Genomic DNA, 23,940 nt, shown 5'->3' with positions numbered 1-23,940 from the left:
CTTGCTCGTCGTCTCCCGGCGGTGCAGAGCCGTCGGCCGTCGTCTCCATCCTGCCACGACCGCGGGCGTGACAGGTGAGCCGCGGCCGTGTCTCCCCGCTAGGGTGAGTGCGTGCTGGAACATCTCCCGGAGCTCGCAGTCTGGGCCTGGGCGCTGCTCGCGCTCGCGGCCCTCGTCGTCGGCGTCTCGAAGACCGCGCTCCCGGGGGCCAACACGGTGTCCATCGCGATCTTCGCGTCGATCCTGCCGGCGAAGTCGTCGACCGGGGCGCTCCTCCTGCTTCTCATCGTCGGCGACATGTTCGCGCTCTGGAGCTACCGCAAGCACGCGGACTGGCCGACGCTCGTGCGCCTCGCGCCCGCGGTCGTGGTCGGGATCGCGCTCGGTGTGCTGTTCCTCGCCGTCTCGGGCGACGGCGGGGTGCGCCGCGTGATCGGCGCGATCCTGCTCCTGCTCGTCGGCGTCACGCTGTGGCTCAGGCGCGCGGCGGCACGATCCGGCGGCGGATCCGGATCCGGATCCGGCACCGGCCGCCTCACCCGCGCCGGTTTCGGCTCGCTCGCCGGCTTCACGACGATGGTCGCGAACTCGGGCGGCCCTGTCATGTCGATGTACTTCTTGGCGGCGAACTTCCCGATCAAGGCCTTCCTCGGCACGGCGGCCTGGTTCTTCGCGCTCGTGAACCTCTCGAAGGTGCCGTTTTCGATCGGGCTCGGACTCATCACGGTGCCGAACCTCGTGCTCGACCTCGTGCTCGTGCCCGGCGTCGTGATGGGCGCCTTCCTCGGGCGCTGGATCGCCGGCCGGATCCCCCAGCGCGCCTTCGATCTCGCGATTCTTGCCCTCACCGTGCTGGGTGCGCTGTATCTGTTGATCGTCCCCTAGTCCGTTCGGAGTCTGCTCGCGTGTCAGAGGCCTCGCGTAGGCTTGCCGCATGGTTTCGATTGACCCAGCAGAGGCCGCCGCCCGCATCGCACTCGTCCAGATCGCGAGCCCCGATAGCGAGACGCAGGAAGAGCGCATCGCGCGCGTCGAGGGGCTCCTCCTCACGAATCCCGGCGCCCAGCTCTACGTGCTGCCAGAGCTCTGGAGCGCGGGATACTTCGCGTTCGAGCGCTACGCCGAGCTCGCCGAGACTCTCGACGGGCCGACGGTCTCGATGGTTCGGCGGGTCGCCCGCGAGCTCGGCGCTGCGATCCACCTCGGCAGCATCGTCGAGCGCGGCGAGGGCGGCGCGCTGCACAACACGGCGGTGCTCGTCGACGCGGCGGGCAGGATCGCGCAGACGTACCGCAAGATCCACGTCTTCGGCTATCAGTCGCTCGAGTCTCAGCTACTGACCGCTGGTGCCACGCTCAGCGTTGTGCCGTCCGTGCTCGGCGCGACCGCGAGCACCACCTGCTACGACCTGCGCTTTCCCGGGCTCTGGCAGGAGCTCAGCTCGCGCGGCGCCGAGGCTGTGGTCGTTCCCGCAGCCTGGCCCGCCGCGCGGCGGGAGCACTGGCGCCTCCTCACCCAGGCGCGGGCGGTCGAGCACCAGGTGTGGGTCGTCGCGGTAAACGCGTGCGGCGAGCAGGCGGGTGTGGAGCTCGGCGGGCACAGCAGGGTCGTCGATCCGGCGGGCCGCGTACTCGCGGAGTGCGGCGCCGACGAGGAGGTGCTCGTGGTCGAGGTCGATCCGGGGCTCGTCGCGACGGTGAGGGCGGAGTTCCCGGTGATCGCGGATCGCCTGGGGGCGGACGCGTACCGCGAACTCTCGGGAGCGACCGGGGCGGAGGGCTGAGCGTGCGGCAGCCCAAGCACCCGCGATCCGGTGCAGAGTGCTCGCCCGGCCTCCCGCGCCGCTCCGCCCTCGCGGCGGTCGCGGCGATCGGCATCTCCGCCTCGCTCGCGGCCTGCGCACCCGAGCCGACTACTGAGCCGCGCTCCACCCCGACGAAGACGAAGTCGGCGACCGAGACGCCGACCCCCACGCCGCCCCCGGAGCCGACGCCTGAGCCCACCCCCGAGCCGCCGGCGTTCGACAAGGCGGCCCACTCGATCGACGATCCGATGTCGATCTGGGTCGTCGGCAACAAGATGCGCCCGTTCACGCCCGTGGACTTCGAGCCGAGCGACCTCGTCGCCACGCAGGGCGTCGCGAACCAGAACGGGCAGCCGCTGCGCGAGGTGGCGGCGCGCGCCACCGAGCAGTTCATCGCGGGCGCCGCGGCCGCGGGCTACCAGGTGCAGATCATCAGCGCCTACCGCCCCTACTCGATGCAGGTGGGCCTCTACAACGGCTACGTCGCGCGCGACGGCCAGGCCGCGGCAGACACCTACTCGGCGCGGCCGGGGCACTCGGAGCACCAGACCGGCCTCACGGTTGACCTCGACGACTACGGCGGGTGCTACCTCGAGCCGTGCTTCGGCGGAACTCCGGCCGGCCAGTGGCTCGCCGCCAACGCGGCCGACTACGGCTTCATCCTCCGTTACCCGGAGGGCAAGCAGGAGGTCACGGGATTCATGCCGGAGCCCTGGCATTTCCGCTATGTCGGCCCCGAGCTGGCGCAGGAGATGAAGCGCACGGGCATCACGACGCTCGAGGAGTTCTTCGGCCTCCCCGCCGCGCCCGGATACGCGGGGTGACTGTGGCTGCAGAAACGCGCGTCATCAGGGTCAGCGCCGTCGCCATGCGCGACGACGACGGGCGAGTGCTCAACGTGCGCAAGCGCGGAACGAGCTCGCTCATGCTGCCGGGCGGCAAGCACGAGCCGGGCGAGAGCGCACGCGACACGGCACTGCGAGAGTTCGCCGAGGAGCTCGGGGTGGAGCTCGATCCGGCGCTCCTCGCACCCCTTGGCGTGTTCCGTGCGGCGGCCGCGAACGAGCCGGATCACGTGGTCGAGGCCGCCGTCTTCGTGCACCCGCTCGTGCCCGCGGCGCTCCGTGCGGGCCCGCGCGCCGAGATCGAGCACGTCGAGTGGGTCGACCCGAGCGTCCCGCGCCCCGACATGGCCCCGCTCAACACGGAGATCGTCTTCCCGGCGCTCCTCGGCCACTAATGCCCTGCACCCACCTCGAGATCTGCGCCCCACACGGCCAAAAGCCGAAATTTTCAGGTTTGGGTGCAGATCTCTCGGGGAGTGCAGCGCAACCGTGACCCTCTGCGAGTGCAGCACCACGGCGGGCGCCTCATCGGGGGTTCCGAGGCAGGCGCGCCCCGTGTCTGTCGGCGTGATGCGGGGGTCGTCGAGCCCCGCTCAACTGATCCCTCAGGAACTCCATCGTCTCGGCGCCCGTACCCATGCGCCCAGACTCAGCCCAGATCAGAGCAGCGGTCGATCCCCCTGCGGCACGTCGAGGCCGAGCAGCGCGTTCTCCGCGACCTCCATGAGCGCAGGGTGGATCCAGTACTGGCCGCGCGCCGCCGTGAACGCGTCGATCCCGAAGCTCATCGCCATGATCACGACCTGGATCAGGTTCGAAGCCTGGTACCCCATCACGTGCGCGCCCAGGATCTTGCCCGAGCGCCGGTCCGCGATCACCTTGAAGAGGCTCGTCTCGTCCTCGAGCGCCCAGCCGTAGGCGGTATCGCCGTACTTCTGCGTCTTCGTGGTCACGTGCTCCGCGCCGATCTGCGCAATCGCCTCGGCCTCCGTGAGCCCCACCTGCGCGAGCTCGGGATCCGAGAAGACGGCGGCGGGGATCGCCTCGTGCCGGGCCGCGATCAGGTCTTCCGGGTGTTCGAGGTTGTGCGCGACGACGCGCGCCTCGTGGTTCGCCACGTGCTTGAGCTGCGCCTCCGAGCACACGTCCCCGAGCGCGTAGACGCCGTCGACGGGCGCACCGCCCGAGAGCACCCGCTGGAACTCGTCGACCGCGATCCGGCCGTCGGGCAGCACATCGAGCCCCGCCTCGCCGGCCCCCACCAGGTCCGAGTTCGGCCGGCGGCCCACCGCAACGAGCACCACGTCCGCCTCGACCGACGCGACCCCGTCCGGCCCCGCGACCTCCGCGACGACGCCGCCGCCTGCCGCCGGCGCGATGCTCTCGACCGTGCTGCCGAGCTGCAGCCCCCAGCGCTTCGCCGCCTCGACCGTGAACGCGTCGGAGATCTCCGAGTCGATCCGGCGCAGCAGCCGGTCGCCGCGGTGCACCTGCAGCACCTCGGAGCCGAGCCCCGAGAAGACGCCCGCGAACTCGCACGCGATGTACCCGCCGCCGATGATGAGGATCCGGCGCGGCAGCTCGGGGAGGCGCATGACCGTGTCCGAGGTGTGCACCTGCGGCAGGTCGATCCCGGGGATCTCGGGCAGCACGGCGCGGCTGCCCGCCGCGATCACGAGCTGCTCGGCCTCCACCCGCGTGCCGTCCGCCGCGACGAACGCGCGCGGCCCGTCGAGCCGCACCTCCTGCGACACGAGCGTCACGTTCTCCAGCTCCTCCGCGCGGTAGCGCTCCCCCGCCGCCGAGATCGGGTCGATCCGCCCGAAGATCCGGTCCCGGATCCCGACCCAGTCGACCGCGGTCGTCTCCTGCGTCACGCCGAGCCGCGCCGCCTCCTCCGGCCCGCGCGCGAGCGTGGCCGGGCGCACGAACATCTTCGTCGGGATGCAGCCGACGTTCAGGCAGGTGCCACCGAAGACGCCCTTCTCGGCGATCACCACGCGCCGGTCGTCCCAGAAGGGTGTGATCAGGGAGTTGCCCGATCCGGAGCCGATAATCGCCAGGTCTGCGCGCAGGGTGGTCATGGCCCAATCGTAGCGAGCGCCACTGACAATGCGGCCCGGAGTAGGCTCGTCCCGTGACCAGCCAGCGGCAGACCCTCGCGAAGCCCGGCCCCGTGTTCTTCATCGGCCGGGCGGTGCTGCGCCCCCTGCTCAGGATCAGGTTCCGCCCCCGGATCACGGGCCGCGAGCACGTGCCGAAGGCCGGCCCCGTGCTGCTCGTGAGCAACCACCTGTCCGGGATCGACACGATCCTGATCCCGTCGTTCGCCCCGCGCAAGGTCCAGTTCCTCGCGAAGGAGAGCCTGTTCGGAACCAGGATCGGCGGCTGGTTCTTCCGGCAGATCGGCGCGATCCCGGTGAGGCGCGAGGCCTCTGCGGCCGCGCAGGCGGCGCTCGACGCCGGGCGCGAGGTGCTTGCGGCCGGCAGCGTGTTCGCCGTGTTCCCCGAGGGCACGCGCTCCCGCGACGGGCGCCTACAGCCGGGCAAGGCGGGCGCCGCGTGGCTCGCGCTCGAGACCGGCGCTGCGGTCGTGCCCGTCGGGCTCGTCGGCACGAACCGCAAGCTGCAAAACCCGGGCACCGGCCGGGCCGAACCCATGTCGATCGCCTTCGGCAGGCCGATCGACCTGTCGGACCTCGCCGCTCTCCCCGGCGGCCGCGCGAGGCGCGAGGCGACGGCGCGCATCATGGCCGCGATCCAGGGCCTGACCGGGCAGGATCTCGCCGAGTAGCCGCCGCAGTACCGGCGCGAACCCGAAACCGGCACAATGGGGTCATGGACGCTGACGTCATCATCGTGGGGGCCGGACTCTCCGGCCTCGTCGCCGCTCGGGAGGCCCATCGCGCGGGCCTCAAGACCCTGATCATCGACCAGGAGGGGCCGCAGGACCTCGGCGGTCAGGCCTGGTGGTCGTTCGGCGGGCTCTTCCTCGTCGACACCCCGGAGCAACGCCGGCTCGGCGTCCGCGACTCCTTCGAGCTCGCCTGGCAGGACTGGCGCGGCAGCGCCCAGTGGGACCGGCAGGAATACCCAGGCGCCGGCACGACCCCAGGCTCCGGATCCGGATCCGGATCCGGATCCCCCGGCGAGGACCACTGGGCCGCGCGCTGGGGCCTCGAGTTCGTGAAGTTTGCGGCGGGCGAGGCCCGCTCCTGGCTGCGTGAGCTCGGGATCGACCTCACCCCCGTCGTCGGCTGGGCCGAGCGCGGCGACCTCACCGCGGGCGGCCACGGCAACTCGGTGCCGCGCTTCCACATCCCGTGGGGCACGGGGACGGGCGTCGTCGAGCCCTTCATCGCGGACGCGCTGCTCGCCCGCGAGGAGGGCGCGACCACGATCCTGCACCGCCACCGCTGCGACGGCCTGATCGTCGAGGGCGGCGCCGTGGTCGGCGTGCGCGGCGCGATCCTCGCCCCCGATGACAGTCCCCGCGGCGAGCGCAGCACGCGCGAGGTCACGGGCGAGTTCGAGCTGCGCGCCCCCGCGGTGATCGTCGCGAGCGGCGGGATCGGCGGCGACCACGAGCTCGTGCGTGAGTTCTGGCCCGAGCGGCTCGGCACCCCGCCGAAGAGCATGGTCACGGGCGTGCCCGCCTACGTCGACGGCCGCATGCTCGGGATCACGGAGGCGGCGGGGGCCCGCCTCGTGAACCGGGACCGCATGTGGCACTATACGGAGGGCGTGCGCAACTGGGCCCCCGTGTGGCCGGGGCACGCGATCCGGATCCTGCCCGGCCCCTCACCGCTCTGGCTCGACGCGCTCGGCCGCAGGCTCCCCCCGCCTGGACTCCCTGGTCACGACACCCTCGGCACGCTGCGCCTCCTGCGCACGACGCCGGGGATCGAGGAGCACGACCACTCCTGGTTCATCGTGTCGAGCCGGATCGCGGCCAAGGAGTTCGCACTCTCGGGCTCCGAGCAGAACCCCGACATCACCGGCCGCGACAAGAAGCTGCTGCTCAAGACGCGGATCGGGCGCGGGGCGCCCGGCCCGGTCCAGGCCTTCATCGACCACGGCGCCGACTTCGTGCAGGCCGGCACCGTGGCCGAGCTCGTCGCGCGCATGAACGCGCTCACCGGGGAGCCGCTGCTGGTTTCCGCCGACGTCGAGCGCATCATCCGGGAGCGGGACGCCGAGGTCGTGGCCCCCTACTCCAAGGACGCGCAGGCCATGAGCATCAGGAACTCCCGCCGCTACCTCGGCGACCGCCTCTCCCGCACCACGAAGCCTCATCGCCTGCTCGACCCGAAGGCCGGCCCGCTCGTGGCGATCAAGCTGCACGTGCTCACGCGGAAGACCCTCGGCGGGATCCAGACGGACCTGGGATCCCGCGCCCTCGATTCCACCGGGGCGGCGATCCCCGGACTCTACGCCGTGGGCGAGGCCGCAGGCTTCGGCGGCGGCGGGATGCACGGGTACAACGCCCTCGAGGGAACGTTCCTCGGCGGCTGCCTCTTCTCGGGCCGCGCCGCGGGCCGCGCCGTCGCCGCGGACCTGGGCAGCAGCTCATAGCCCGCGGTGGCGGGGAGTGCCAGACTGGGGTGCGACCGGCGCCCCAGTTCGGCGCGGGTCGTGAGGAGGGGGTCCGTGAGTAATCCTGAGGTCGAACCGCGCGAGACCGAGTGCACGGCGGCGAGCGCCGGGCGCGGGATCCAGATCATCGAGCCCCGCGACGTGCCGCTCGGCGGGCTCCGCGCCATGGACGTGCGCCGCACGCTGCCGCAGCGCGCCCGCTCGCTCATCGGCGCCTGGTGCTTCCTCGACCACTACGGGCCGGACGACGTTGCGGAGACCGGCGGCATGAACGTGCCTGCCCACCCGCACACGGGCCTGCAGACGGTGAGCTGGCTGTTCTCGGGCGAGATCGAGCACCGCGACAGCGCCGGATTCCACGCGATGGTGCGCCCGGGCGAGCTCAACCTCATGACCGCAGGCAACGGGATCAGCCACTCCGAGCGCTCGACGCCGGAGACGACGATCCTGCACGGCGCGCAGCTGTGGGTCGTGCTGCCCGAGAGCGCGCGGCACGAACCGCGGGGCTTCGCGCACTACGAGCCGCCGGTCATCGCGGGCCCCGGCTGGGCCGGCCAGGTCTTCCTCGGCGAGCTCCTCGACTCGGAATCCCCGGTCACGACGTACACGCCGCTCGTCGGCGCCGAGATCAGGCTCGAGCCGGGCACGGCGCTCGAGTTCGGGATCGACCCCGACTTCGAGCACGGCGTGCTCGTCGACGTCGGCGAAGCTGCCGTGCTGCCACTCGCGGGCGACGCCGGGGCGGGATCCGGATCCGGCGCCTCCCCCACCAGCGTCGCGAAGGATCACCTCGCCTACGTCCCGCCGGGAAGCGACGGGCTCCGGATCGAGGCGGGCGACGCCCCGACGCGGGTGCTCCTGATCGGCGGGGAGCCCTTCGCCGAGAGCATCGTGATGTGGTGGAACTTCATCGGCCGCGATCACGAGGACGTCGTACGCGCCAGGGCCGACTGGCAGGCGCAGCTCGCGGCCGCGGGCGTCGCCGACGTCGCGGTCGAGGGAGCCCCCGGCCCGGCCGTCGCCGCCGAGGGCGGACGCGACGCCGGCGCGGGAGAGCTCGATCCGGATCGCTACGGGCTCCCCGACGGCGAGCCCGAGCCGCCCCTGTCGGCTCCGCCGCTCCCCATCGCGCGCCTCAAGCCGCGCGAGCAATAGGCTCCAACAGCTGTCAGAATCCACGGGAATGCAAGAGAAGGTGACCTGATGAGTGACGAGATCAAGATCCATCACGAGGTCGAGAAGAAGCGCTTCTCGATCACGGTGAACGGCGAGATCGCCGGCTTCACCGAGTACCGCGAGCGGGCGGGCAGCGACCGCTGGGCGTTCGTCCACACGGAGATCGACCCGGCCTTCAGCGGCCGCGGCCTCGCCGGGAAGCTGGTGTCCGCCGCGCTCACTCGCGCGGTGGAACTCGACCATGTGATCGTGCCGTTCTGCCCGTTCGTCGCGGACTGGCTGCGCAAGCACCCGGACTTCGAGGGCGAGGTCGTGTGGCCGGACGGGGTCGCGGAGTGACGGCGCGCGTCGCCGTCGTCACCGGGGCGGGATCCGCCGACGGGATCGGCTTCGCCGCCGCAGCGCGGCTCGTCCGCGCGGGCTACCGGGTGGTCATCGGCGCGACGAGCGCGCGCATCGAGGAACGCGCGGCGGAGCTCGACGCCGTCGGCCGGGCCGCGTTCCCCGGCACGCCCGGGCCGTTCGCGCGGCCGGTCGTCGCCGACCTGACGGACGAGGCCGGCGCTGAGCGGATCGTTGCGGAGGCGCTCGACGCCTTCGGGCGCCTCGACGTGCTCGTGAACAACGCCGGGATGACGTCGACGAGCGACCCGCAGGATCCGCAGCCGGCCTCCGCGCTCGACCGCGCGGGCTGGGAGCACGCCCTCTCGCGCAACCTCACGACCGCCTACCTCGTGACGCGGGCGGCGCTGCCGCACCTCACCGCGGCGGAGCACGGGCGCATCGTGACGGTCTCGTCGGTGTCGGGGCCGCTGCTCGCGTACCGCGGCGACGTCGGGTATCACGCAGCGAAGGCCGGGCTCGTGGGGCTCACGCGATCCCTCGCCGTCGACCTCGCGGAGACCGGCACGACCTCGAACGCGGTCGCGCCCGGCTGGATCCGGACCGGCTCGGCCACCGAGCACGAGAACCGCATGGGCGACGCCACCCCGATGGGGCGCTCCGGCACCCCGGACGAGGTCGCCGCAGTGATCGAATTCCTCGCCTCACCCGGTGCCTCCTACGTGACGGGTCAGGTGCTCGTCGTCGACGGCGGCAACGCGATCCAGGACGAGAAGGGGCTCGCGTAGGGTTCGGGGCGCGGGGTGTTCGGCGCTGGGCGCTGCGGCACCGGTGCTCGCTCCGCGATCTGCACTCCCTCATACCGATCCGCCCCAAAACAACGGAGCGACCGCAGAATTCGGAGCGAGCGCAGGCTCTCAGCCAGTGCAAGCAAGGGGGGTCATTGCCGCGTCGAGGTGCTGTCAGGCCAAGCCGCGCGGATCCGCAGGCGAAGGCGGCGCTCGCTCCGAGATCTGCACTCCCTCCTACCGATCCGCCCCAAAACAACGGAGCGACTGCAGAATTCGGAGCGAGCGCAGGGGCTGGGCCGGCCGGGCTACAGCGGGGCCCCGGCACTCGCTCCGCGATCTGCACTCCCTCATACCGATCCACCCCAAAACAACGGAGCGACTGCAGAATTCGGAGCGAGCGCAGGGGCTGGGGCGTAGGGCGCGCAGCGAGCGCATGGCACAGGGCGCGAGGCGCCCTGCCCACCCCCTACAGCAGCTCGGCGCGGAGCTCCTCCGGCGTGCGCGGCGAGAGCAGCCCCGGCGCGATGTCGAAGGGGGTCTTCGCGCCGTGCTGCCCGGCGGCGGCGAGCCGCGCCGCGGCGCGCGCGTAGGCGACGAGCACGCTCGCCGTGAACTCCGGGTTCGAGGAAAGCTCGAGGCGGTACTCGATCGTCTGCGTCGTGCCGGGTGAGGATTCCCCGCTCCGGATCACAAAGCCGCCGTGCGGCATGCCCGCGTGGTCGCGCGCGAGCTCCTCGGCCGTGATGAAGGTCACGGTCGTGTCGTAGGGCTCGAAGTAGTCGGGCATCGTGACGATCGCCTCGCGCACAGCTTCAGGCGACGCGCCCGGCTCGAGCACCACGAAGCACTCGCGCGCGTGCTTCTCGCGGGTCGCGAGCGCGGGCCGCTCCCCCGCGCGCACCCGGGCGACGGCGGCCTCGGCTGGGATCGTGTACTGCACGGCACCCGCGACGCCGTCGATCCGGCGCACCGCGTCAGAGTGGCCCTGGCTGAGGCCGCGGCCCCAGAACGTGTCGGTCTGGCCCTGCGGCAGGATCGCCTCGGCGAAGACCCTGTTCAGGGAGAACAGGCCCGGATCCCAGCCGGTCGAGATGACGGCGGTCGTGCCGGCGGCGGTCGCCGCGGCGTCGACCGCGGCGAAGTGCTCCGGGATGCGCGCGTGCGTGTCGAAGCTGTCGACGATCGAGAAGCTCGCCGCGAGCTCCGGGCTCTGCACGGGCAGGTCGCTGCGGGATCCGCCGCACAGGATGAGCACATCGAGTTCGCCGGCGTGCGCCGCGAGCTCCGAGAGCGCGTGCACGGGCGTTGCCGGATCCGCGGTCTCGACCGAGGCCGGATCGCGTCTCGTGAACACCCCGGCGAGCTCCATGTCCGGCTGCAGCGCGAGTGAGATCTCGACCCCGCGGCCGAGGTTGCCGTATCCGACGATTCCGATGCGGGTTGCCATGGTGCTCCGATCTCCTGCCGCCGCGCCGGTCGCGGCCGCCCCGCTCCGAGCGTAGCGGCTCGGGATCAGCCCCGCGGCCCGCCGGCGACGTAGAGCACCTGGCCAGATACGAATCCGCTCGACTCGGACGCGAAGAAGGCGACCGCGTTCGCGATGTCGGCCGGCGTGCCGACGCGGCGCACGGCGGTCGCCGCGGACTCCCGCTCGATGAGCTCGTCGAAGCTGATCCCGAGCCGCTCCGCGACGCCGCGCGTCATGTCGGTGACGGTGAAACCCGGCGCGACCGCGTTGGCCGTGATCCCGAACCTGCCGAGTTCGAGCGCGAGGCTCTTCGTGAAGCCCTGCAGCCCGGCCTTCGCGGCCGCGTAGTTCGCCTGTCCGACGTTGCCGAGCGCCGAGGTGCTCGACATGCTGATGATCCGGCCCCAGCCGTGCTCGACCATGTGCGCCTGCACGGCCCGGCTCGCGAGGAAGGCGCCGCGCAGGTGCACGTTCATGACGGTGTCCCAGCCCTCGGTCGGCATCTTGAACAGCAGGTCGTCCCGGAGCACGCCGGCGTTGTTCACGAGGATGAGCGGCGGACCGAGCCGGCTCGCGGTCTCCGCGACCGCCGAGCGCACCTCGTCCTCGATACTGACGTCGGCCCGGATCGTGATGGCGTCGCCGCCTTCCGCCCGGATCAGGTGTTCCGTCTCGGCGAGCCCGACCTCGTCGAGGTCGATGAGCGCGGGCCGCTCTCCCCTGCGCGCGAGTTCCAGCGCGATCGCGCGCCCGAGGCCGCGCGCCGCTCCCGTGACGATCGCCGCCCGATACTCGGTCAGAGCCGGGGTTTCGCCGGCGTCGATGCGTGCCATGGAAGTTCCCTCCTCGTGGTCACAACAGGATACTGGGGCGCGCCGGACACCAGGCGTTAATTTGAATAGCTCAAAATAACCAGATAGGGTCGGAGATATGGAGCAGACAGTCGAATCGGCGCTCCGTGACGCCGGCCTCCGCGTGACCGCGGGCCGAGTCACGGTGCTCGATGCGCTGCACTCCATCCCCCACTCGGACGCCGACCAGGTGTTCCGGGTGGTCGCTCGTGAGTTGCCGACGACCTCGATCCAGTCGGTGCACAACATCCTCGCGGATCTGACGGAGGCGGGACTCATCCGCCGGATCGAGCCGGCAGGTTCCGCGGCGCTGTACGAGCGGCGTATCGGCGACAACCACCACCACGTCGTGTGCTCCCGCTGCGGGGCCATCGCGGACGTGGACTGCGTCGCCGGCCACGCCCCATGCCTCGATCCGTCATCGACATCCGGTTTCGCGATCCAGTCCGCAGAGGTCACGTTCTGGGGACTGTGCGGCGACTGCCAGCGGGACGCCGCTCAGTAGCCGCAGGGCTGCAACCGCACTCCGCGGTCCGCAACCGCACCACATCACACCAGCACACCCGCACACTGGCCGACGGCCGCCGCCCGAGGGCGGTGCCTCGTCGCGCCCGAAATCCAGCACCCGGACGGCCTTGCGCCGATCCGGCGCCGGATCTCACCCGAAGTACGCAAGGAGCAGCATCATGTCCACCACTCCCAGCAGCACTCAGCAGCCCACAACCACAGTGCAGCCCACGACGACGCAGACGGGAACGCCCGTCGCGAGCGACGCCCACTCGCTGAGCGTCGGCGCCGACGGCGCGATCGCACTCAAGGACCGCTACCTCGTCGAGAAGCTCGCCCAGTTCAACCGCGAGCGGATCCCCGAGCGCATCGTGCACGCCAAGGGCGGCGGCGCGTTCGGCGAGTTCGTCGTGACGGGCGACGTCTCGAAGTACACCCGCGCGGCCGTCTTCCAGCCCGGCACCACGACCGAGACCGTGCAGCGGTTCTCGTCGGTCGCGGGCGAGCAGGGCTCGCCCGACACCTGGCGCGACGTGCGCGGCTTCTCGGTGAAGTTCTACACGAGCGAGGGCAACTACGACATCGTCGGCAACAACACGCCGGTTTTCTTCATCAAGGACGGGATCAAGTTCCCCGACTTCATCCACTCGCAGAAGCGCCTGCCGGGATCCGGCCTCCGCGACGCGGACATGCAGTGGGACTTCTGGACCCTCTCCCCCGAGTCGGCCCACCAGGTCACCTATCTCATGGGCGACCGGGGACTTCCCCGCTCGTGGCGGCAGATGTCCGGATACGGATCGCACACCTACCAGTGGATCAACTCCGAGGGTGAGCGCTTCTGGGTGAAGTACCACTTCCATGCACTCCAGGGCACCGAGGAGCTGACGAACGAGGAGGCCGAGGCCATTGCCGGGGCCGACGCCGACTACTACCGCCGCGACCTCTACGAGGCGATCGCCGCGGGCGACTTCCCCGCCTGGCGGCTCTCCGTGCAGGTCATGCCCTACGAGGATGCGAAGACCTACCGCTTCAACCCCTTCGACCTCACGAAGGTGTGGCCGCACAGCGACTACCCCCTGATCGAGGTCGGGATCCACACGCTGAACCGCAACCCGGAGAACTTCTTCGCGCAGATCGAGCAGGCTGCCTTCTCGCCCGCGAACACGGTGCCCGGGATCGACATCAGCCCCGACAAGATGCTGCAGGCGCGCGTCTTCTCCTACCCCGACGCCCAGCGCTACCGGGTCGGAACGAACTACAACGAGATCCCGGTCAACGCGCCGGTCGCGCCCGTGCACAACTACTCGCAGGACGGCGCGACCCGCCACGGCTTCAAGCCGGCGGGCGCCCCCGTCTACGCGCCGAACTCGTTCGGCGGGCCCGTCGCCGACCCGGCCGCGGCCGGCGAGGGCAGCTGGGAGTCGGACGGCGAGCTGCTGCGCACGGCCGCCACGCTCCACGCCGAGGACGACGACTTCGGCCAGGCCGGCACCCTCTACCGCGAGGTGTTCAGCGCGGAGGCGAAGGCCCGCATGCTCGACACCCTGACGGGCGCCGTGGGCGGCGTGCAGAGCGCCGAGATCCGCGAACGGGCCATCTGGTACTGGACGAGCGTCGACGCCGAGCTCGGCGCCGCGCTGCGCGAGCGCCTCGAGGCGGCAAGCGCCTAGCGAGTCCTGGGCGCCGGATCAGGATCCGGATCCGGATCCCGCGCCGGATCCCGGGCCGGATCCCGCGCCCGCACGACGAAGCGGCCTCCCCGGTTACCCGGGGAGGCCGCTTCGTCGTTTTCAGGCGGTTACGCCCCAATCTCGTCCAGCGCGTCGGCGATCGGGGTGTCGCCGTCGTTGAACCTGATGGTGCGGTGAATCGAGCGGTCGTCCGCGAGGACGGCGGCGATGACCCTCGCGACGTTGCCCCGCGAGACCGTCTCCGAGGTCGCGCTCGTCGTGTCGATGCTCCCCGTCGGCGACTCGAGCGTGAGCGTGCTCGGCGCGAGCACGGTCCAGTCGAGGCCCGAGGCGCGGAGGTACTCGTCGGCGACCGCCTTCGCGTCGGCGTAGGCGTAGAAGGAGTTATCGGGATCGATGCCGTGATCGGGCGAGGATCCGAAGTACGAGACCATGACGTAGCGCTTGACGCCCGCCTGCTCGGCCGCGTCCATCGTGCGCCGCGCCGCGTCGCGGTCGACGGCCATCGTGCGGGCGGGGTTGCCGCCGCCCGCGCCAGCTGACCACACGACCGAGTCGTGCCCGGCGATGATCTCGGCGAGCTCCTCAGTGCTGAGGTGCTCGATGTCCTTCACGAGCGGGACGCCGCCGGCGGCCTCGACGCCCGCGCGCTGCTCGGGGTCCCGGATGACGGAGGTGACGGTGATCCCGTCCTCGCGGAGAATCGGCGTCGCGAGCAGGGCAATTTTTCCGTGCCCACCAAAAATAATTGTGCTTCCCATGAGTTCACCATACGCGCCTCGCCCGAGATCACCCCCGGGTGAATTCAATTGCCTCAGGCAACCAACTGGCGTAGGCTCAAAGCATGACCCCCGATGTGACTGCTGGACACACCGAGATGCTCCTCTCGCTGACGCGGCTGACCGCGCACTGGACCTCGCTCGACTATCAGCGCCGCGTCTCAGACGCCTGCGGGGTCACGCTCGATACGGCGGCCGTCCGCGCGGTGTACGTGCTCGGGATCCGGGGCGGCAGCGCACGCCCGAGCGTGCTCGCCGAGGAGCTGAACCTGAGCCGCCCATCGACCTCAAAGCTGCTCGCGCGCCTCAGCGATGCGGGCCTGGTCGAGCGCACCAGGGACGAGGATGACGGCCGCTCGACCCGCATCGCACTGGGCGAGCGCGGTCGCGCGGCGTTCGAGCGCCTCTTCGATGCCGGCGTCGTGATGATCGCCCAGGCGACCGCCGACTGGGATCCCGCCGACGCGCGGGCCCTCTCCGAACTGCTGCCCCGCTTTGTTGCCGGGCTGCTGCAGAATCCCACACCCAACCACTGAAGGGACCCATCATGACACGCACCTATGTCATCACCGGCGCCGCGTCCGGCATCGGCAAGAAGACCGCAGAGATCCTGCGCGAGCGCGGCGACAAGGTCATCGGCGTCGACCTAAAGGGCGTCGAGGTATCCGGCGACCTCTCGAGCGCCGAGGGCCGCAAGACCGCCGCCGCCGAGGCCACCGCCCTCGCCGGCGGCACGGTCGACGCAGTGATCGCTTGCGCCGGCCTCGCAGCCCCCAAGGCCATCACCGCGGCTGTCAACTACTTCGGGATGACGGAGTTCCTCGACGCCATGCAGCCCGCGCTCGCCGCCGCCGAGTCGCCGCGCGTTGCTCTCATCTCCTCGATGGCGTCGATGCAGCCCGTCGCCGAGCCCCTCGTCGACGCCTTCCTCTCGGACGACGAGGAGGCCGCCATGGCGATCGCCCGCGAGCTCGAGAAGGATCCGAGCACCGGCCAGGCCATCTACTCGTCGTCGAAGCGCGCCATCTCGCGATGGGTGCGCCGCGAGGCCCCCACCGCCCGCTGGGCCGGCGCTGGCATCCCGCTGAACGCCGTCGCCCCCGGCACGGTCGTGACCCCCATGACGAAGGACCTCCTCTCCTCCGCCGAGGGCTCGAAGCTCGTCGACGCGATGGTGCCCATGCCGCTCAACTCGCACCAGGGCCCCGAGAGCATCGCGAACCTCCTGATCTGGCTGACCTCGGTCGAGAACTCGCACTGCTGCGGCCAGACCATCTACTGCGACGGCGGCGCCGACGTGGTGCTCCGCGGTGACGACATCTGGTCGTGGAACGAGGAGGGTATCCGCGCCAAGTTCACGGAGCTCTACGCCACCCTCCAGGACTAGCTCTCGGCCCCATGCCTCCCCCCGTTGAGTTGACCCAAAGTGCGCCTTGGAGCGCAGAAGGCGTCACTTTGGGTCAACTCATTTGGGGTGGGTGCACGGGCGCGCGCCAGCTATGGGCGCGAGCTATGCCCGCACGGCCTCAAGTACGCGCTCCCCGCTCCGCACCTCATCAAACCGGGGGTCATCGCCCTGGAGTTCAACGCCGTACACGGGGGCCACCGGGAGAGAGTTGTAGCTGAACGGAGTGCTCGCGTAATAGGCGCCGGTATCGAGAAGCGCAACGATGTCACCGGGCTGGATCACGGGGAGTTCGCGGCCGCGTGCCACGAGGTCGCCCGCAAAGCAACATGGACCAGCGACGTCCTGCTCGCGAGTTCCTTCGCCCGTGCGAGAACGGCCTTCCGCATCGAACACTTCGACCCTCAGAGGCCAGGCTTCCGGCATGAATACCGTCCGGGTGGCCACCTGTGCACCGGCGTGGGTGATTGCGATCCGCTGTCCTCCAACCTCTTTCGTGTACTCGACGAATGCAGCGACGATCCCGTGCTTTGCGAGCACGCTGCGACCAAACTCGGTCACAATGCCGTAGTCACCACTGAAGAGCCTCGGCGCCCCGATCCTGAGCGCTTCGACGTAGTCGTCGAAGCGGGAGATCGGCTCATCGCTGGCAAAGTCGACCGGAAGACCGCCACCGATATCCAAGGTACGGATCTGCCTGCGACCGGCCCGTTCATTGACCTCGTCGGCGAACGAAACCAGCTCGGAGACACCGCTTGCGATGAGTTCAAGCGAACAGCCTTGCGACCCGACATGCGTATGGGCCCGTGTCAACCATGGGTTTGCCAGATAGGTGGACACCAGTCGCTCCCGCACACCGGGGTCGCGCAGGGGAATACCAAACTTGGTGCGCTGCCCTGCGGTGCTCATTGCGGCGATCGTTCCTGCGCCGATCTGAGGATTGAGTCGAATCCCAATTTCAGACGTGCTCGCGATCCGTGAACGCAGCTCAATGATGCGATCGAGTTCCTGGAAATTGTCGACGTTGATGGATACCCCGAGCTCGAGTGCCCTCGCGAGTTCGCGTGTCGTCTTTGCAGGTGAGTCAAAAACGATGCGGGCCGGCTCGTGTCCTGCCTCGAGCGCCGCGGCGAGTTCGCCCTCGCTGGCCACCTCGGCTCCGAGGCCGAGATTCCGGAGTTGCCGCAGCACGGGCACGAGCGAATTCGCTTTGACTGCAAATGCGTGCAGCACCTGGAGGTCTTCCGGGAAGGCGGCATGCAGTGCGGATACGTTCTCGCGAAGTCGTTCCCAATCAATGAACGAGGCAAGGGGCTGATCGATCGGGTGAAGCAAACGCTCCTTCACGGCCGCACCGATGAGCGTTGATCGCCGCTCACTGTCTTTGTACATCCTGGGTTCAGCTCCGTTTCACACAGCGCACCGGACCTATTACCCGGCATCTGTGTCGAGCCTAGAACCGGAAAAACAAGGGCGAATCAGGCAAAAAGGATGAGTCTCTGTCGCAAACTCATCCCCGGAGGATGAGTTCTCGGACGCGAGAAGGATCTATCGTAATTCAGGGCCTGCATCGATGCCGGCACATTGCCATCGATTCGCATGTCGAGGATCTCGGGAGTCCCGAAGGTTTCCTTGCCATGCCATCAACAGCGAAACGGAAAACGAACGAATGACCTCCACCTCGGAGCGCACTGACGCATCTCCGGCTCCGGCCAAACGCGGCGGACACGTAACGATCACCTTCTGGCAGGGCGTTGCCATCATCTTCGGCGCAAACATTGGCGCAGGTATTCTGAGCCTGCCCTACGGCGCGCGAAACGGTGGGTTCCCCGCGCTTCTGATCGCCCTCGTCGTCGCGGGTTTTCTGACCACCGCCTCCATGCTCTACGTAGCTGAGGTTGCACTCCGCACGAAGGAACCGCTCCAACTCGCAGGCTTGGCCCGAAAATACCTTGGGAACACCGGATCTTGGCTGGTATTCGCGGGCGTCGTTATCAACGGTCTCGGGGCACTCATCGCCTACTCGTCCGGCAGCGGAAGCATTCTGTCCACCATCTTTGGGATTCCGCCGGCGCTCGGAAGCCTGCTCTTCTTCATTCCAGGGGTCATCGTCGTCTGGTTCGGCCTCAAGGCCACAGGCCGCTCCGAGCAGGCGATCACCATCGCCATGCTGGTGCTCATCCTCGCCCTGTGCGCATGGACTTTCATCGGCCCCGGCATTGATTTCGGGTTCATTAGTTACGCGCAGCCGTATTTCATCATCCCGATCGTGAACCTCGCGGTCTTCGCATTCATCGCTCAGTACACCGTGCCTGAGCTCGCGCGCGGCCTCGCTGAGCACAACCCCCGCGCTCTGCCTCGCGCCATCGTCGTGGGAATGTGCGCCACCGGCTTCCTTCTCGCGCTCGTCCCCCTGGCTGCGCTCGGCATGATGGGCCCCGATGGCATCACTGAGGTGGTCACCATCGCTTGGGGCCAGGAACTTGGTCAGGTCGCCTTCTACGCCGCGAACATTTTCGCCGTGCTCGCCATGATGACGTCGTTCTGGGCCATCGCTCTGACCCTGATGACCAACATCTTCGACCGATTCAACTGGCCGAGCGAGAAAGCACCCTGGTACCGCCTCGCTGCTCTCGCGCTCGTGGCCGTGCCCCCGTTCCTCATCGGGGTGTTCAATTGGGCGGGATTCGTCTCCGCACTCGGCTACGCGGGCGGCTTCGCCGGAGCCATTATGTCGATCGTGCCTGTCCTGATGCTGCACCGTGCCCGCCGATTCGGAGATCAAGAGCCTGCATGGAGGGCAGGTTGGGTCTCGAGTCCGATCATCCAGTTCCTCCTCATTGCGGTATTCGGCCTCGCGTTCATCTACTCCTTGCTCTCCGCATTCGGAGCGGTTCCAGACGGGTGGTCTTGATGCTGCGGATCTCCGCCCCACAGGATTCGGTGACGTCCTTCTCACCCGCACATCCGCCGGTTGCAAGCGTCGCACTGGGCGAGAGCTTCCAGTGCGCTACCGTCGATTGCTATGCCGGGCAGATCACCACGAGCCAGGTGCTCCGACCGCATGTGGATATGTCGGAGTTCAATCGCGCCACCGGACCTGTCGAGATCGTCGGTGTACAGCCTGGTGACACGCTGCGCATCGAGATCGAGCGAATCAGCCTGCACTCACCCGGCGTCATGGCACTCTCCCCGGGGCTCGGAATACTTGGCGAGCAGATTACCGCTCCGGAAACGCGCATCGTCCCCATCGAAGACAACCGAGCGCGCATTGCGGATGCTGTGAGCGTTCCCGTCGAACCGATGGTGGGTGTCTTGGGCCTCGCCCCGGAGTCGGGAGACATTCCGAACGCCTGGCCAGGGAACCACGGGGGCAATCTCGACACTCGGTTGTTGGGTGAGGGATCCGCCCTCATCGTGCGTGCGAGCCATGCAGGTGCCCTCGTTTGCGTGGGCGATCTTCATGCACTCCAGGGGGACGGAGAACTCGGCGGCACCGGAATCGAAATTGGGGGTGAGGTCCAGCTTCGGGTTGAGCGCATCTCCTATCACGGTGCCCTTCCTGCAGTGCTCCATCCAGGCGGACTCAGTGTGCTTGGGAGTGCGGAATGTCTGGAGGAGGCGATCCGGATCGCATTCGACGACGCGGTCCAGCTCATGGCGGCCTGGCACTCGCTCACGTGGAATGACGCGTATCGCCTGGCGAGCGTTGTGAGTCGCGCCGAGGTGAGTCAGCTCGTGAACCCCCTCAAGACTGCACGGATCACGATCCCCGCAGAGTGGTTGCCCCCGGCGCTGCTGGGAGGTTCCGCACATGGCTGACTCTCCCACTCGGATTCTCCTCGTCGAAGATCACCCGATCGTGCGGCTCGGACTCGCAACCGTGCTCAACGCGCAGGAAGACTTCATCGTCATCGCAGAGTCTGACCGCGCCCAGCAGGCGATGGAAGCTGTCGGAAGAGAGCAGCCCGACCTCGTGATTCTGCCGCTTCGACTCGACGGCACGTCGGCCGGACTGGAGCTGTGTCGGGAAATCAAGTCGCACGACCCTGCCCCACAGGTCATGATGTACACCTCTTTCTCCTCACCGAGCGACGCAACGATGGCGTTTCTCTCTGGCGCCGACAGCTTCCTCACGAAGGACCACCCCGAAAGTCGGTTGCTCGAAGTGGTGCGAAGCACCGTGCGAGGACAGCGCGTCTGGAATACCAACGCTGATGCTGACCAAAGCGCTCGCAGTCTTGAGGAGAGCGTAGAGGCGTCCTCACTCACCTCACGCGAACAGGAGGTACTCGGCTTCATGCTGCAGCGCTACACCAATGCTGAGATCGGGCGAGAACTCTTCATCAGCATCCCCACCGTGAAAACACATGTTTCCAAGGTGCTGCAGAAGCTGGGGCTCGATAGCAGAAAAGACCTATTCGAATAGGGCCTCTCATCTGCGCCCTGGGATGATCCGGCTACAAGACAGGGTTGAACTCTGCGGTTGCGTGCAGTTCGGGAATGATGGCCATCCACGCGAGACCCGGATCGCCACCCGATGACGAAAGCGGTGGGAGCATTTGACGCGGGCGGACGCTGAAACCTCAGCCCAGGGGGTCGATGCGCGCTCATCCACCCGCTCAACACCGCTTCGGCCGGCGCCGCTGCCGCCCGGCCCCGAGGACTTGAGTTGACCCAAACTCTCGCCTGGAACGCAGAAGGCGTCACTTTGGGTCAACTCAACAGCCGGGGCGGGCGCGGGATCCCGCCGCGCGCGCTTGAGTTGACCCAAAGTGTGCCTTGGAGCGCAGAAGGCGTCACTTTGGGTCAACTCAGATAGCGGGGTGGGCGGAGAGGGCGGAGCGGGGCGGATCCGGGACGGCGATCGGACCGGAATAGCGCTCAGAGTCGCCGCACGATAGCATTTTGCTAGCTAAGCTAGCGAAAGGTGGGGGTTGTGGGGGCAGGACGGCACGGAAGCAGCGGCGCAGGCACGGGCAGCAGCGCAAGCGCACCAAGCACAAGCACCAGCACCAAGAGAACCGCCCAAGCCCCACACCCCTCGCGACGCAGCGGCCTCTCCCGCGCGCTCCGGATCCTGATCCCGGCCGCGCTCATCTTGCTGTGGCTTGGGGGCGCGGCCCTCGGCGGCCCGCTCTTCGGCAAGGTTGACGAGGTGTCCTCGAATGACCAGACGGCGTATCTGCCGTCTTCGGCCGAGGCGACCGAGGTTCGCGACGCACTGTCGGACTTCCTAGGCGACGACGCGATCCCGGCTGTCGCGGTCTTCGAGTCCGAGACCGACGCCGAGCTCAGCGAGGAGCAGCTCACCGGCATTGCCGACGCCGTGGGGTCCGCGGCGGATATCCCTGGCGTCCCCGAACAGGGGTCTCCCCCGATCCCCTCGGAGGACGGCCTCGCGGCGCAGGCCTTCATCCCGATCGACTCCGCGGCCGACGTGTCCGACGCCGTGGACGAGCTCGCCACGGAGCTGCGCGACCGCGTGCCCGCGGGCGTAGCCGTGCACGTGACGGGCCCGGCGGGCTTCACCGCCGACCTCGTCGGGGCCTTCGCGGGGATCGACGGACTTCTCCTCGCGGTCGCCCTCGCGGCCGTGCTCGTCATCCTGATCGTGGTGTATCGCTCGCTGCTCCTCCCCGTCGTGGTGCTCGGCACGAGCCTCTTCGCCCTGTGCGTGGCGCTGCTTGTGGTGTGGAACCTTGCCAACGCTGGCGTCCTGCTCCTCAGCGGCCAGACGCAGGGCATCCTCTTCATCCTCGTGATCGGCGCGGCGACCGATTACTCTCTGCTCCTCGTCGCGAGGTTCAGGGAGGAGCTCCGCGTGACGACGGATCGTGGGGCCGCCGTGCTCGGCGCGGTCAAGGGCTCGTTCGAACCGATCCTCGCCTCAGGCGGCACGGTGATCGCTGGCCTCCTCTGCTTGCTGCTCAGCGACTTGAAGTCGAACAGCACCCTCGGCCCCGTGGCTGCTATTGGGATCGTGTTTGCAATGCTGTCTGCGCTGACGCTGCTTCCCGCGCTGCTCTTCGCGTTCGGACGGGCGGCCTTCTGGCCGAAGCGGCCCCGCTTTGAGCCCGAGGTGGTCGCCGAGGAGCACGGCATGCCGACCGGCGGCATCTGGCGCAAGCTCGCCGACCGCATCAGGAGGAAACCGCGCGGGATCTGGATCGCCACGGCGGCGGTGCTCGCGATCGGCGCGGCCGGCGTCCTGCAGCTGAACGCGCAGGGCGTGCCCCAGTCCGACCTCGTGCTCGGCGTGTCGGCCGCGCGGGATGGCCAGCAGGTGCTCGGCGATCACTTCCCCGGCGGATCCGGCAGCCCCGTGTACGTGCTGACCGACGAGGCCGACCTGCAGAGCGTCACGGATCAGCTGCTCGACCACTCGGGCATCGACGCGGTGAGCGTCACGTCGTCTGACTCGCCGAGCGGCAGCGCGCCCGTGACCGCCGAAGGGGTGCAGGCGTTCGGCCCCCCGGGCACTCCGGCACCCGCTCCCACCGTGAGTGACGGCCGGGTGCTGCTCCAGGCGACGCTCTCCGACGCCGCGGACTCGGATGCCGCCGCGCAGACGGTGCGGGAGCTGCGGTCGGAGCTGCACGACTCGGGCGCGCTCGTCGGCGGCGTCACGGCGACGGCGGTCGATACCAACGACGCGTCGATCCATGACCGCACCCTCATCATCCCGATCGTGCTCGCCGTGATCCTCGTGATCCTCATGCTGCTGCTGCGCTCGGTGCTCGCGCCCGTGCTGCTCACGCTCACGACGGTGCTCTCGTTCGGCACGGCGCTCGGCGTCGCCGCGCTCGTGTTCAATCACCTGTTCGAGTTTCCCGGCGCGGATCCGGCGGTTCCGCTCTTCGGCTTCGTCTTCCTCGTCGCGCTCGGCATCGACTACAACATCTTCCTCATGACGCGCGTGCGAGAGGAGTCGCTCGTACACGGCACCCGTGAGGGGGTGCGCCGCGGCCTCGCCGTCACTGGCGGGGTGATCACCTCGGCCGGGCTCGTGCTCGCCGCAACCTTCGCGGCGCTCTCGGTGATTCCGATCCTGTTCCTTGCACAGATCGCGTTCATCGTCGCGTTCGGCGTGCTGCTGGACACGTTCATTGTGCGCTCGCTGCTCGTTCCCGCGCTCGCGACCGACATCGGGCGCGCGGTGTGGTGGCCGTCAAAGCTCTCCCGCACCGTGACGGCCGAGGACGCGCGATGAGGATCTGGTCGCTCCACCCCTCCCAGCTCGACCGGATGGGCCTCGTCGCCTGCTGGCGTGAGACCCTCCTCGCGCAGGCAGTGTTTGCGGGCCGCACCCGGGGGTACACCCGACATCCGCAACTCGAGCGGTTTTCCGCGACGGACGATCCGCTCGCGGCCGTCGGCGCCTACCTTTCGGGCGTCGCGAGCGAGGCGGACGCGCGCGGCTATCGCTTCGATCGCTCCCGGATCCTGAGCCCCGGGATTCCCGAGGGAAGTATCTCGGTGACGCGGGGGCAGCTCGACTTCGAGTGGGCGCATCTCGGCGCGAAGCTCGCGGATCGGGCGCCGGAGGCGCACGAACGCTGGCTCGGGTCCAGCCCGATCCCCCACCCGCTCTTTACGCCGGTCGACGGCGGAATCGAGGCCTGGGAGCGGCCGTGAGGCTGCGCGCGTGAGCCTCTCCTGGCTAACCGGCTTCTCCGGGCTCC

23 protein-coding genes are annotated in these 23,940 nt (G+C 69.3%); 18 read left to right on the top strand and 5 right to left on the bottom strand.

The features are described 5' to 3' along the window. The first annotated feature begins 114 nt into the window (after window positions 1–114). From ACOPJ3_RS05655 to ACOPJ3_RS05640, 4 genes are read left to right on the top strand one after another with little or no spacing between them, the layout of a single operon-like run. Complete coding sequence (locus tag ACOPJ3_RS05655; protein WP_427871177.1) at window positions 115–885, top strand: sulfite exporter TauE/SafE family protein; 771 nt, start codon at window positions 115–117, stop codon at window positions 883–885. A gap of 49 nt (window positions 886–934) precedes the next feature. Next, complete coding sequence (locus ACOPJ3_RS05650) at window positions 935–1,783, top strand: carbon-nitrogen family hydrolase (protein ID WP_427870858.1); 849 nt, start codon at window positions 935–937, stop codon at window positions 1,781–1,783. A gap of 2 nt (window positions 1,784–1,785) precedes the next feature. After that, the gene (locus ACOPJ3_RS05645) at window positions 1,786–2,628 is read left to right on the top strand and encodes a M15 family metallopeptidase (RefSeq protein WP_427870857.1); all 843 of its coding nucleotides are present in this window, start codon (window positions 1,786–1,788) and stop codon (window positions 2,626–2,628) included. A 2-nt stretch (window positions 2,629–2,630) separates the two neighbouring features. Then, window positions 2,631–3,044: an NUDIX hydrolase gene (locus ACOPJ3_RS05640; RefSeq protein ID WP_427870856.1), complete on the top strand. Its 414-nt coding sequence runs from the start codon at window positions 2,631–2,633 to the stop codon at window positions 3,042–3,044. Window positions 3,045–3,308: 264 nt separating this feature from the next. Here ACOPJ3_RS05640 and ACOPJ3_RS05635 read toward each other — a convergent pair whose 3' ends face one another. Continuing rightward, complete coding sequence (locus tag ACOPJ3_RS05635; protein WP_427870855.1) at window positions 3,309–4,733, bottom strand: mycothione reductase; 1,425 nt, start codon at window positions 4,731–4,733, stop codon at window positions 3,309–3,311. Between the two features lie 53 nt (window positions 4,734–4,786). Here ACOPJ3_RS05635 and ACOPJ3_RS05630 point away from each other — a divergent pair, with 53 nt between their 5' ends. The 5 genes from ACOPJ3_RS05630 to ACOPJ3_RS05610 all read left to right on the top strand — a co-directional run bounded on the left by ACOPJ3_RS05630 (window position 4,787) and on the right by ACOPJ3_RS05610 (window position 9,551). Beyond that, window positions 4,787–5,443, top strand: a complete 657-nt coding sequence (locus tag ACOPJ3_RS05630; RefSeq protein ID WP_427870854.1) for a lysophospholipid acyltransferase family protein — start codon at window positions 4,787–4,789, stop codon at window positions 5,441–5,443. A gap of 44 nt (window positions 5,444–5,487) precedes the next feature. After that, window positions 5,488–7,224 carry an FAD-binding dehydrogenase gene (locus ACOPJ3_RS05625; RefSeq protein WP_427870853.1) on the top strand — a complete coding sequence of 579 codons (1,737 nt, stop codon included), beginning with the start codon at window positions 5,488–5,490 and terminating at the stop codon, window positions 7,222–7,224. A 75-nt stretch (window positions 7,225–7,299) separates the two neighbouring features. Next, window positions 7,300–8,400 carry a pirin family protein gene (locus ACOPJ3_RS05620; RefSeq protein WP_427870852.1) on the top strand — a complete coding sequence of 367 codons (1,101 nt, stop codon included), beginning with the start codon at window positions 7,300–7,302 and terminating at the stop codon, window positions 8,398–8,400. A 48-nt stretch (window positions 8,401–8,448) separates the two neighbouring features. After that, window positions 8,449–8,760 (top strand): GNAT family N-acetyltransferase, encoded by a 312-nt coding sequence (locus ACOPJ3_RS05615; protein ID WP_427870851.1) that lies wholly within the window; start codon window positions 8,449–8,451, stop codon window positions 8,758–8,760. Next, a complete protein-coding gene (locus ACOPJ3_RS05610) occupies window positions 8,757–9,551 on the top strand; it encodes an SDR family NAD(P)-dependent oxidoreductase (protein WP_427870850.1) in 795 nt (264 codons plus the stop codon). Before ACOPJ3_RS05615 ends, ACOPJ3_RS05610 begins: the two co-directional genes overlap by 4 nt. Before the next feature lie 469 nt (window positions 9,552–10,020). Here the strand turns inward: ACOPJ3_RS05610 and ACOPJ3_RS05605 are convergent, their stop codons facing one another. Beyond that, window positions 10,021–11,001 (bottom strand): diaminopimelate dehydrogenase, encoded by a 981-nt coding sequence (locus ACOPJ3_RS05605; RefSeq protein ID WP_427870849.1) that lies wholly within the window; start codon window positions 10,999–11,001, stop codon window positions 10,021–10,023. Between the two features lie 65 nt (window positions 11,002–11,066). Continuing rightward, complete coding sequence (locus ACOPJ3_RS05600) at window positions 11,067–11,855, bottom strand: SDR family oxidoreductase (RefSeq protein ID WP_427870848.1); 789 nt, start codon at window positions 11,853–11,855, stop codon at window positions 11,067–11,069. 97 nt (window positions 11,856–11,952) lie between these two features. Between ACOPJ3_RS05600 and ACOPJ3_RS05595 the strand changes: the two genes are divergently transcribed. Then, complete coding sequence (locus ACOPJ3_RS05595) at window positions 11,953–12,378, top strand: Fur family transcriptional regulator (protein WP_427870847.1); 426 nt, start codon at window positions 11,953–11,955, stop codon at window positions 12,376–12,378. A 181-nt stretch (window positions 12,379–12,559) separates the two neighbouring features. Continuing rightward, on the top strand, window positions 12,560–14,050 hold the full coding sequence (locus tag ACOPJ3_RS05590; protein ID WP_427870846.1) for a catalase: 1,491 nt from the start codon (window positions 12,560–12,562) through the stop codon (window positions 14,048–14,050). 128 nt (window positions 14,051–14,178) lie between these two features. Here ACOPJ3_RS05590 and ACOPJ3_RS05585 read toward each other — a convergent pair whose 3' ends face one another. Beyond that, window positions 14,179–14,832, bottom strand: a complete 654-nt coding sequence (locus ACOPJ3_RS05585) for an SDR family oxidoreductase (RefSeq protein ID WP_427870845.1) — start codon at window positions 14,830–14,832, stop codon at window positions 14,179–14,181. An 83-nt stretch (window positions 14,833–14,915) separates the two neighbouring features. On the opposite strand from ACOPJ3_RS05585, the gene ACOPJ3_RS05580 reads away from it, so the two are divergent. Together ACOPJ3_RS05580 and ACOPJ3_RS05575 are read left to right on the top strand one after the other, a co-directional pair. Continuing rightward, on the top strand, window positions 14,916–15,386 hold the full coding sequence (locus tag ACOPJ3_RS05580) for a MarR family winged helix-turn-helix transcriptional regulator (protein ID WP_427870844.1): 471 nt from the start codon (window positions 14,916–14,918) through the stop codon (window positions 15,384–15,386). A gap of 11 nt (window positions 15,387–15,397) precedes the next feature. Beyond that, complete coding sequence (locus ACOPJ3_RS05575) at window positions 15,398–16,237, top strand: SDR family oxidoreductase (RefSeq protein ID WP_427870843.1); 840 nt, start codon at window positions 15,398–15,400, stop codon at window positions 16,235–16,237. Between the two features lie 123 nt (window positions 16,238–16,360). On the opposite strand, the gene ACOPJ3_RS05570 is transcribed toward ACOPJ3_RS05575, so the two are convergent. Further along, the gene (locus ACOPJ3_RS05570; RefSeq protein WP_427870842.1) at window positions 16,361–17,647 is read right to left on the bottom strand and encodes a diaminopimelate decarboxylase; all 1,287 of its coding nucleotides are present in this window, start codon (window positions 17,645–17,647) and stop codon (window positions 16,361–16,363) included. Between the two features lie 277 nt (window positions 17,648–17,924). On the opposite strand from ACOPJ3_RS05570, the gene ACOPJ3_RS05565 reads away from it, so the two are divergent. The 5 genes from ACOPJ3_RS05565 to ACOPJ3_RS05545 all read left to right on the top strand — a co-directional run bounded on the left by ACOPJ3_RS05565 (window position 17,925) and on the right by ACOPJ3_RS05545 (window position 23,893). Then, window positions 17,925–19,169, top strand: a complete 1,245-nt coding sequence (locus ACOPJ3_RS05565) for an aromatic amino acid transport family protein (protein ID WP_427870841.1) — start codon at window positions 17,925–17,927, stop codon at window positions 19,167–19,169. After that, the gene (locus ACOPJ3_RS05560; RefSeq protein ID WP_427870840.1) at window positions 19,169–20,077 is read left to right on the top strand and encodes an acetamidase/formamidase family protein; all 909 of its coding nucleotides are present in this window, start codon (window positions 19,169–19,171) and stop codon (window positions 20,075–20,077) included. The genes ACOPJ3_RS05565 and ACOPJ3_RS05560 overlap by 1 nt, the downstream gene beginning before the upstream one ends. After that, window positions 20,070–20,684 (top strand): response regulator, encoded by a 615-nt coding sequence (locus tag ACOPJ3_RS05555; RefSeq protein WP_427870839.1) that lies wholly within the window; start codon window positions 20,070–20,072, stop codon window positions 20,682–20,684. Before ACOPJ3_RS05560 ends, ACOPJ3_RS05555 begins: the two co-directional genes overlap by 8 nt. 651 nt (window positions 20,685–21,335) lie before the next feature. Continuing rightward, window positions 21,336–23,468, top strand: coding sequence for an MMPL family transporter (locus ACOPJ3_RS05550; protein ID WP_427871176.1), 2,133 nt, complete (start codon window positions 21,336–21,338; stop codon window positions 23,466–23,468). Further along, window positions 23,465–23,893, top strand: a complete 429-nt coding sequence (locus ACOPJ3_RS05545; RefSeq protein WP_427870838.1) for a pyrimidine dimer DNA glycosylase/endonuclease V — start codon at window positions 23,465–23,467, stop codon at window positions 23,891–23,893. Before ACOPJ3_RS05550 ends, ACOPJ3_RS05545 begins: the two co-directional genes overlap by 4 nt. Window positions 23,894–23,940: the final 47 nt, after the last annotated feature.

It is taken from the genome of Leucobacter luti (genome assembly GCF_050310065.1).
Taxonomy (GTDB): Bacteria; Actinomycetota; Actinomycetes; order Actinomycetales; family Microbacteriaceae; genus Leucobacter; species Leucobacter luti_B.
This window is presented reverse-complemented; position numbering and strand designations above follow the sequence as displayed.

Coding starts and splice junctions, on each gene's coding strand:
- ACOPJ3_RS05650 (WP_427870858.1), top strand. CDS start 935: ATGGTTTCGATTGACCCAGCAGAGGCCGCCGCCCGCATCGCACTCGTC.
- ACOPJ3_RS05635 (WP_427870855.1), bottom strand. CDS start 4,733: ATGACCACCCTGCGCGCAGACCTGGCGATTATCGGCTCCGGATCGGGC.
- ACOPJ3_RS05625 (WP_427870853.1), top strand. CDS start 5,488: ATGGACGCTGACGTCATCATCGTGGGGGCCGGACTCTCCGGCCTCGTC.
- ACOPJ3_RS05615 (WP_427870851.1), top strand. CDS start 8,449: ATGAGTGACGAGATCAAGATCCATCACGAGGTCGAGAAGAAGCGCTTC.
- ACOPJ3_RS05605 (WP_427870849.1), bottom strand. CDS start 11,001: ATGGCAACCCGCATCGGAATCGTCGGATACGGCAACCTCGGCCGCGGG.
- ACOPJ3_RS05600 (WP_427870848.1), bottom strand. CDS start 11,855: ATGGCACGCATCGACGCCGGCGAAACCCCGGCTCTGACCGAGTATCGG.
- ACOPJ3_RS05595 (WP_427870847.1), top strand. CDS start 11,953: ATGGAGCAGACAGTCGAATCGGCGCTCCGTGACGCCGGCCTCCGCGTG.
- ACOPJ3_RS05590 (WP_427870846.1), top strand. CDS start 12,560: ATGTCCACCACTCCCAGCAGCACTCAGCAGCCCACAACCACAGTGCAG.
- ACOPJ3_RS05585 (WP_427870845.1), bottom strand. CDS start 14,832: ATGGGAAGCACAATTATTTTTGGTGGGCACGGAAAAATTGCCCTGCTC.
- ACOPJ3_RS05580 (WP_427870844.1), top strand. CDS start 14,916: ATGACCCCCGATGTGACTGCTGGACACACCGAGATGCTCCTCTCGCTG.
- ACOPJ3_RS05575 (WP_427870843.1), top strand. CDS start 15,398: ATGACACGCACCTATGTCATCACCGGCGCCGCGTCCGGCATCGGCAAG.
- ACOPJ3_RS05570 (WP_427870842.1), bottom strand. CDS start 17,647: ATGTACAAAGACAGTGAGCGGCGATCAACGCTCATCGGTGCGGCCGTG.
- ACOPJ3_RS05565 (WP_427870841.1), top strand. CDS start 17,925: ATGACCTCCACCTCGGAGCGCACTGACGCATCTCCGGCTCCGGCCAAA.
- ACOPJ3_RS05560 (WP_427870840.1), top strand. CDS start 19,169: ATGCTGCGGATCTCCGCCCCACAGGATTCGGTGACGTCCTTCTCACCC.
- ACOPJ3_RS05555 (WP_427870839.1), top strand. CDS start 20,070: ATGGCTGACTCTCCCACTCGGATTCTCCTCGTCGAAGATCACCCGATC.
- ACOPJ3_RS05545 (WP_427870838.1), top strand. CDS start 23,465: ATGAGGATCTGGTCGCTCCACCCCTCCCAGCTCGACCGGATGGGCCTC.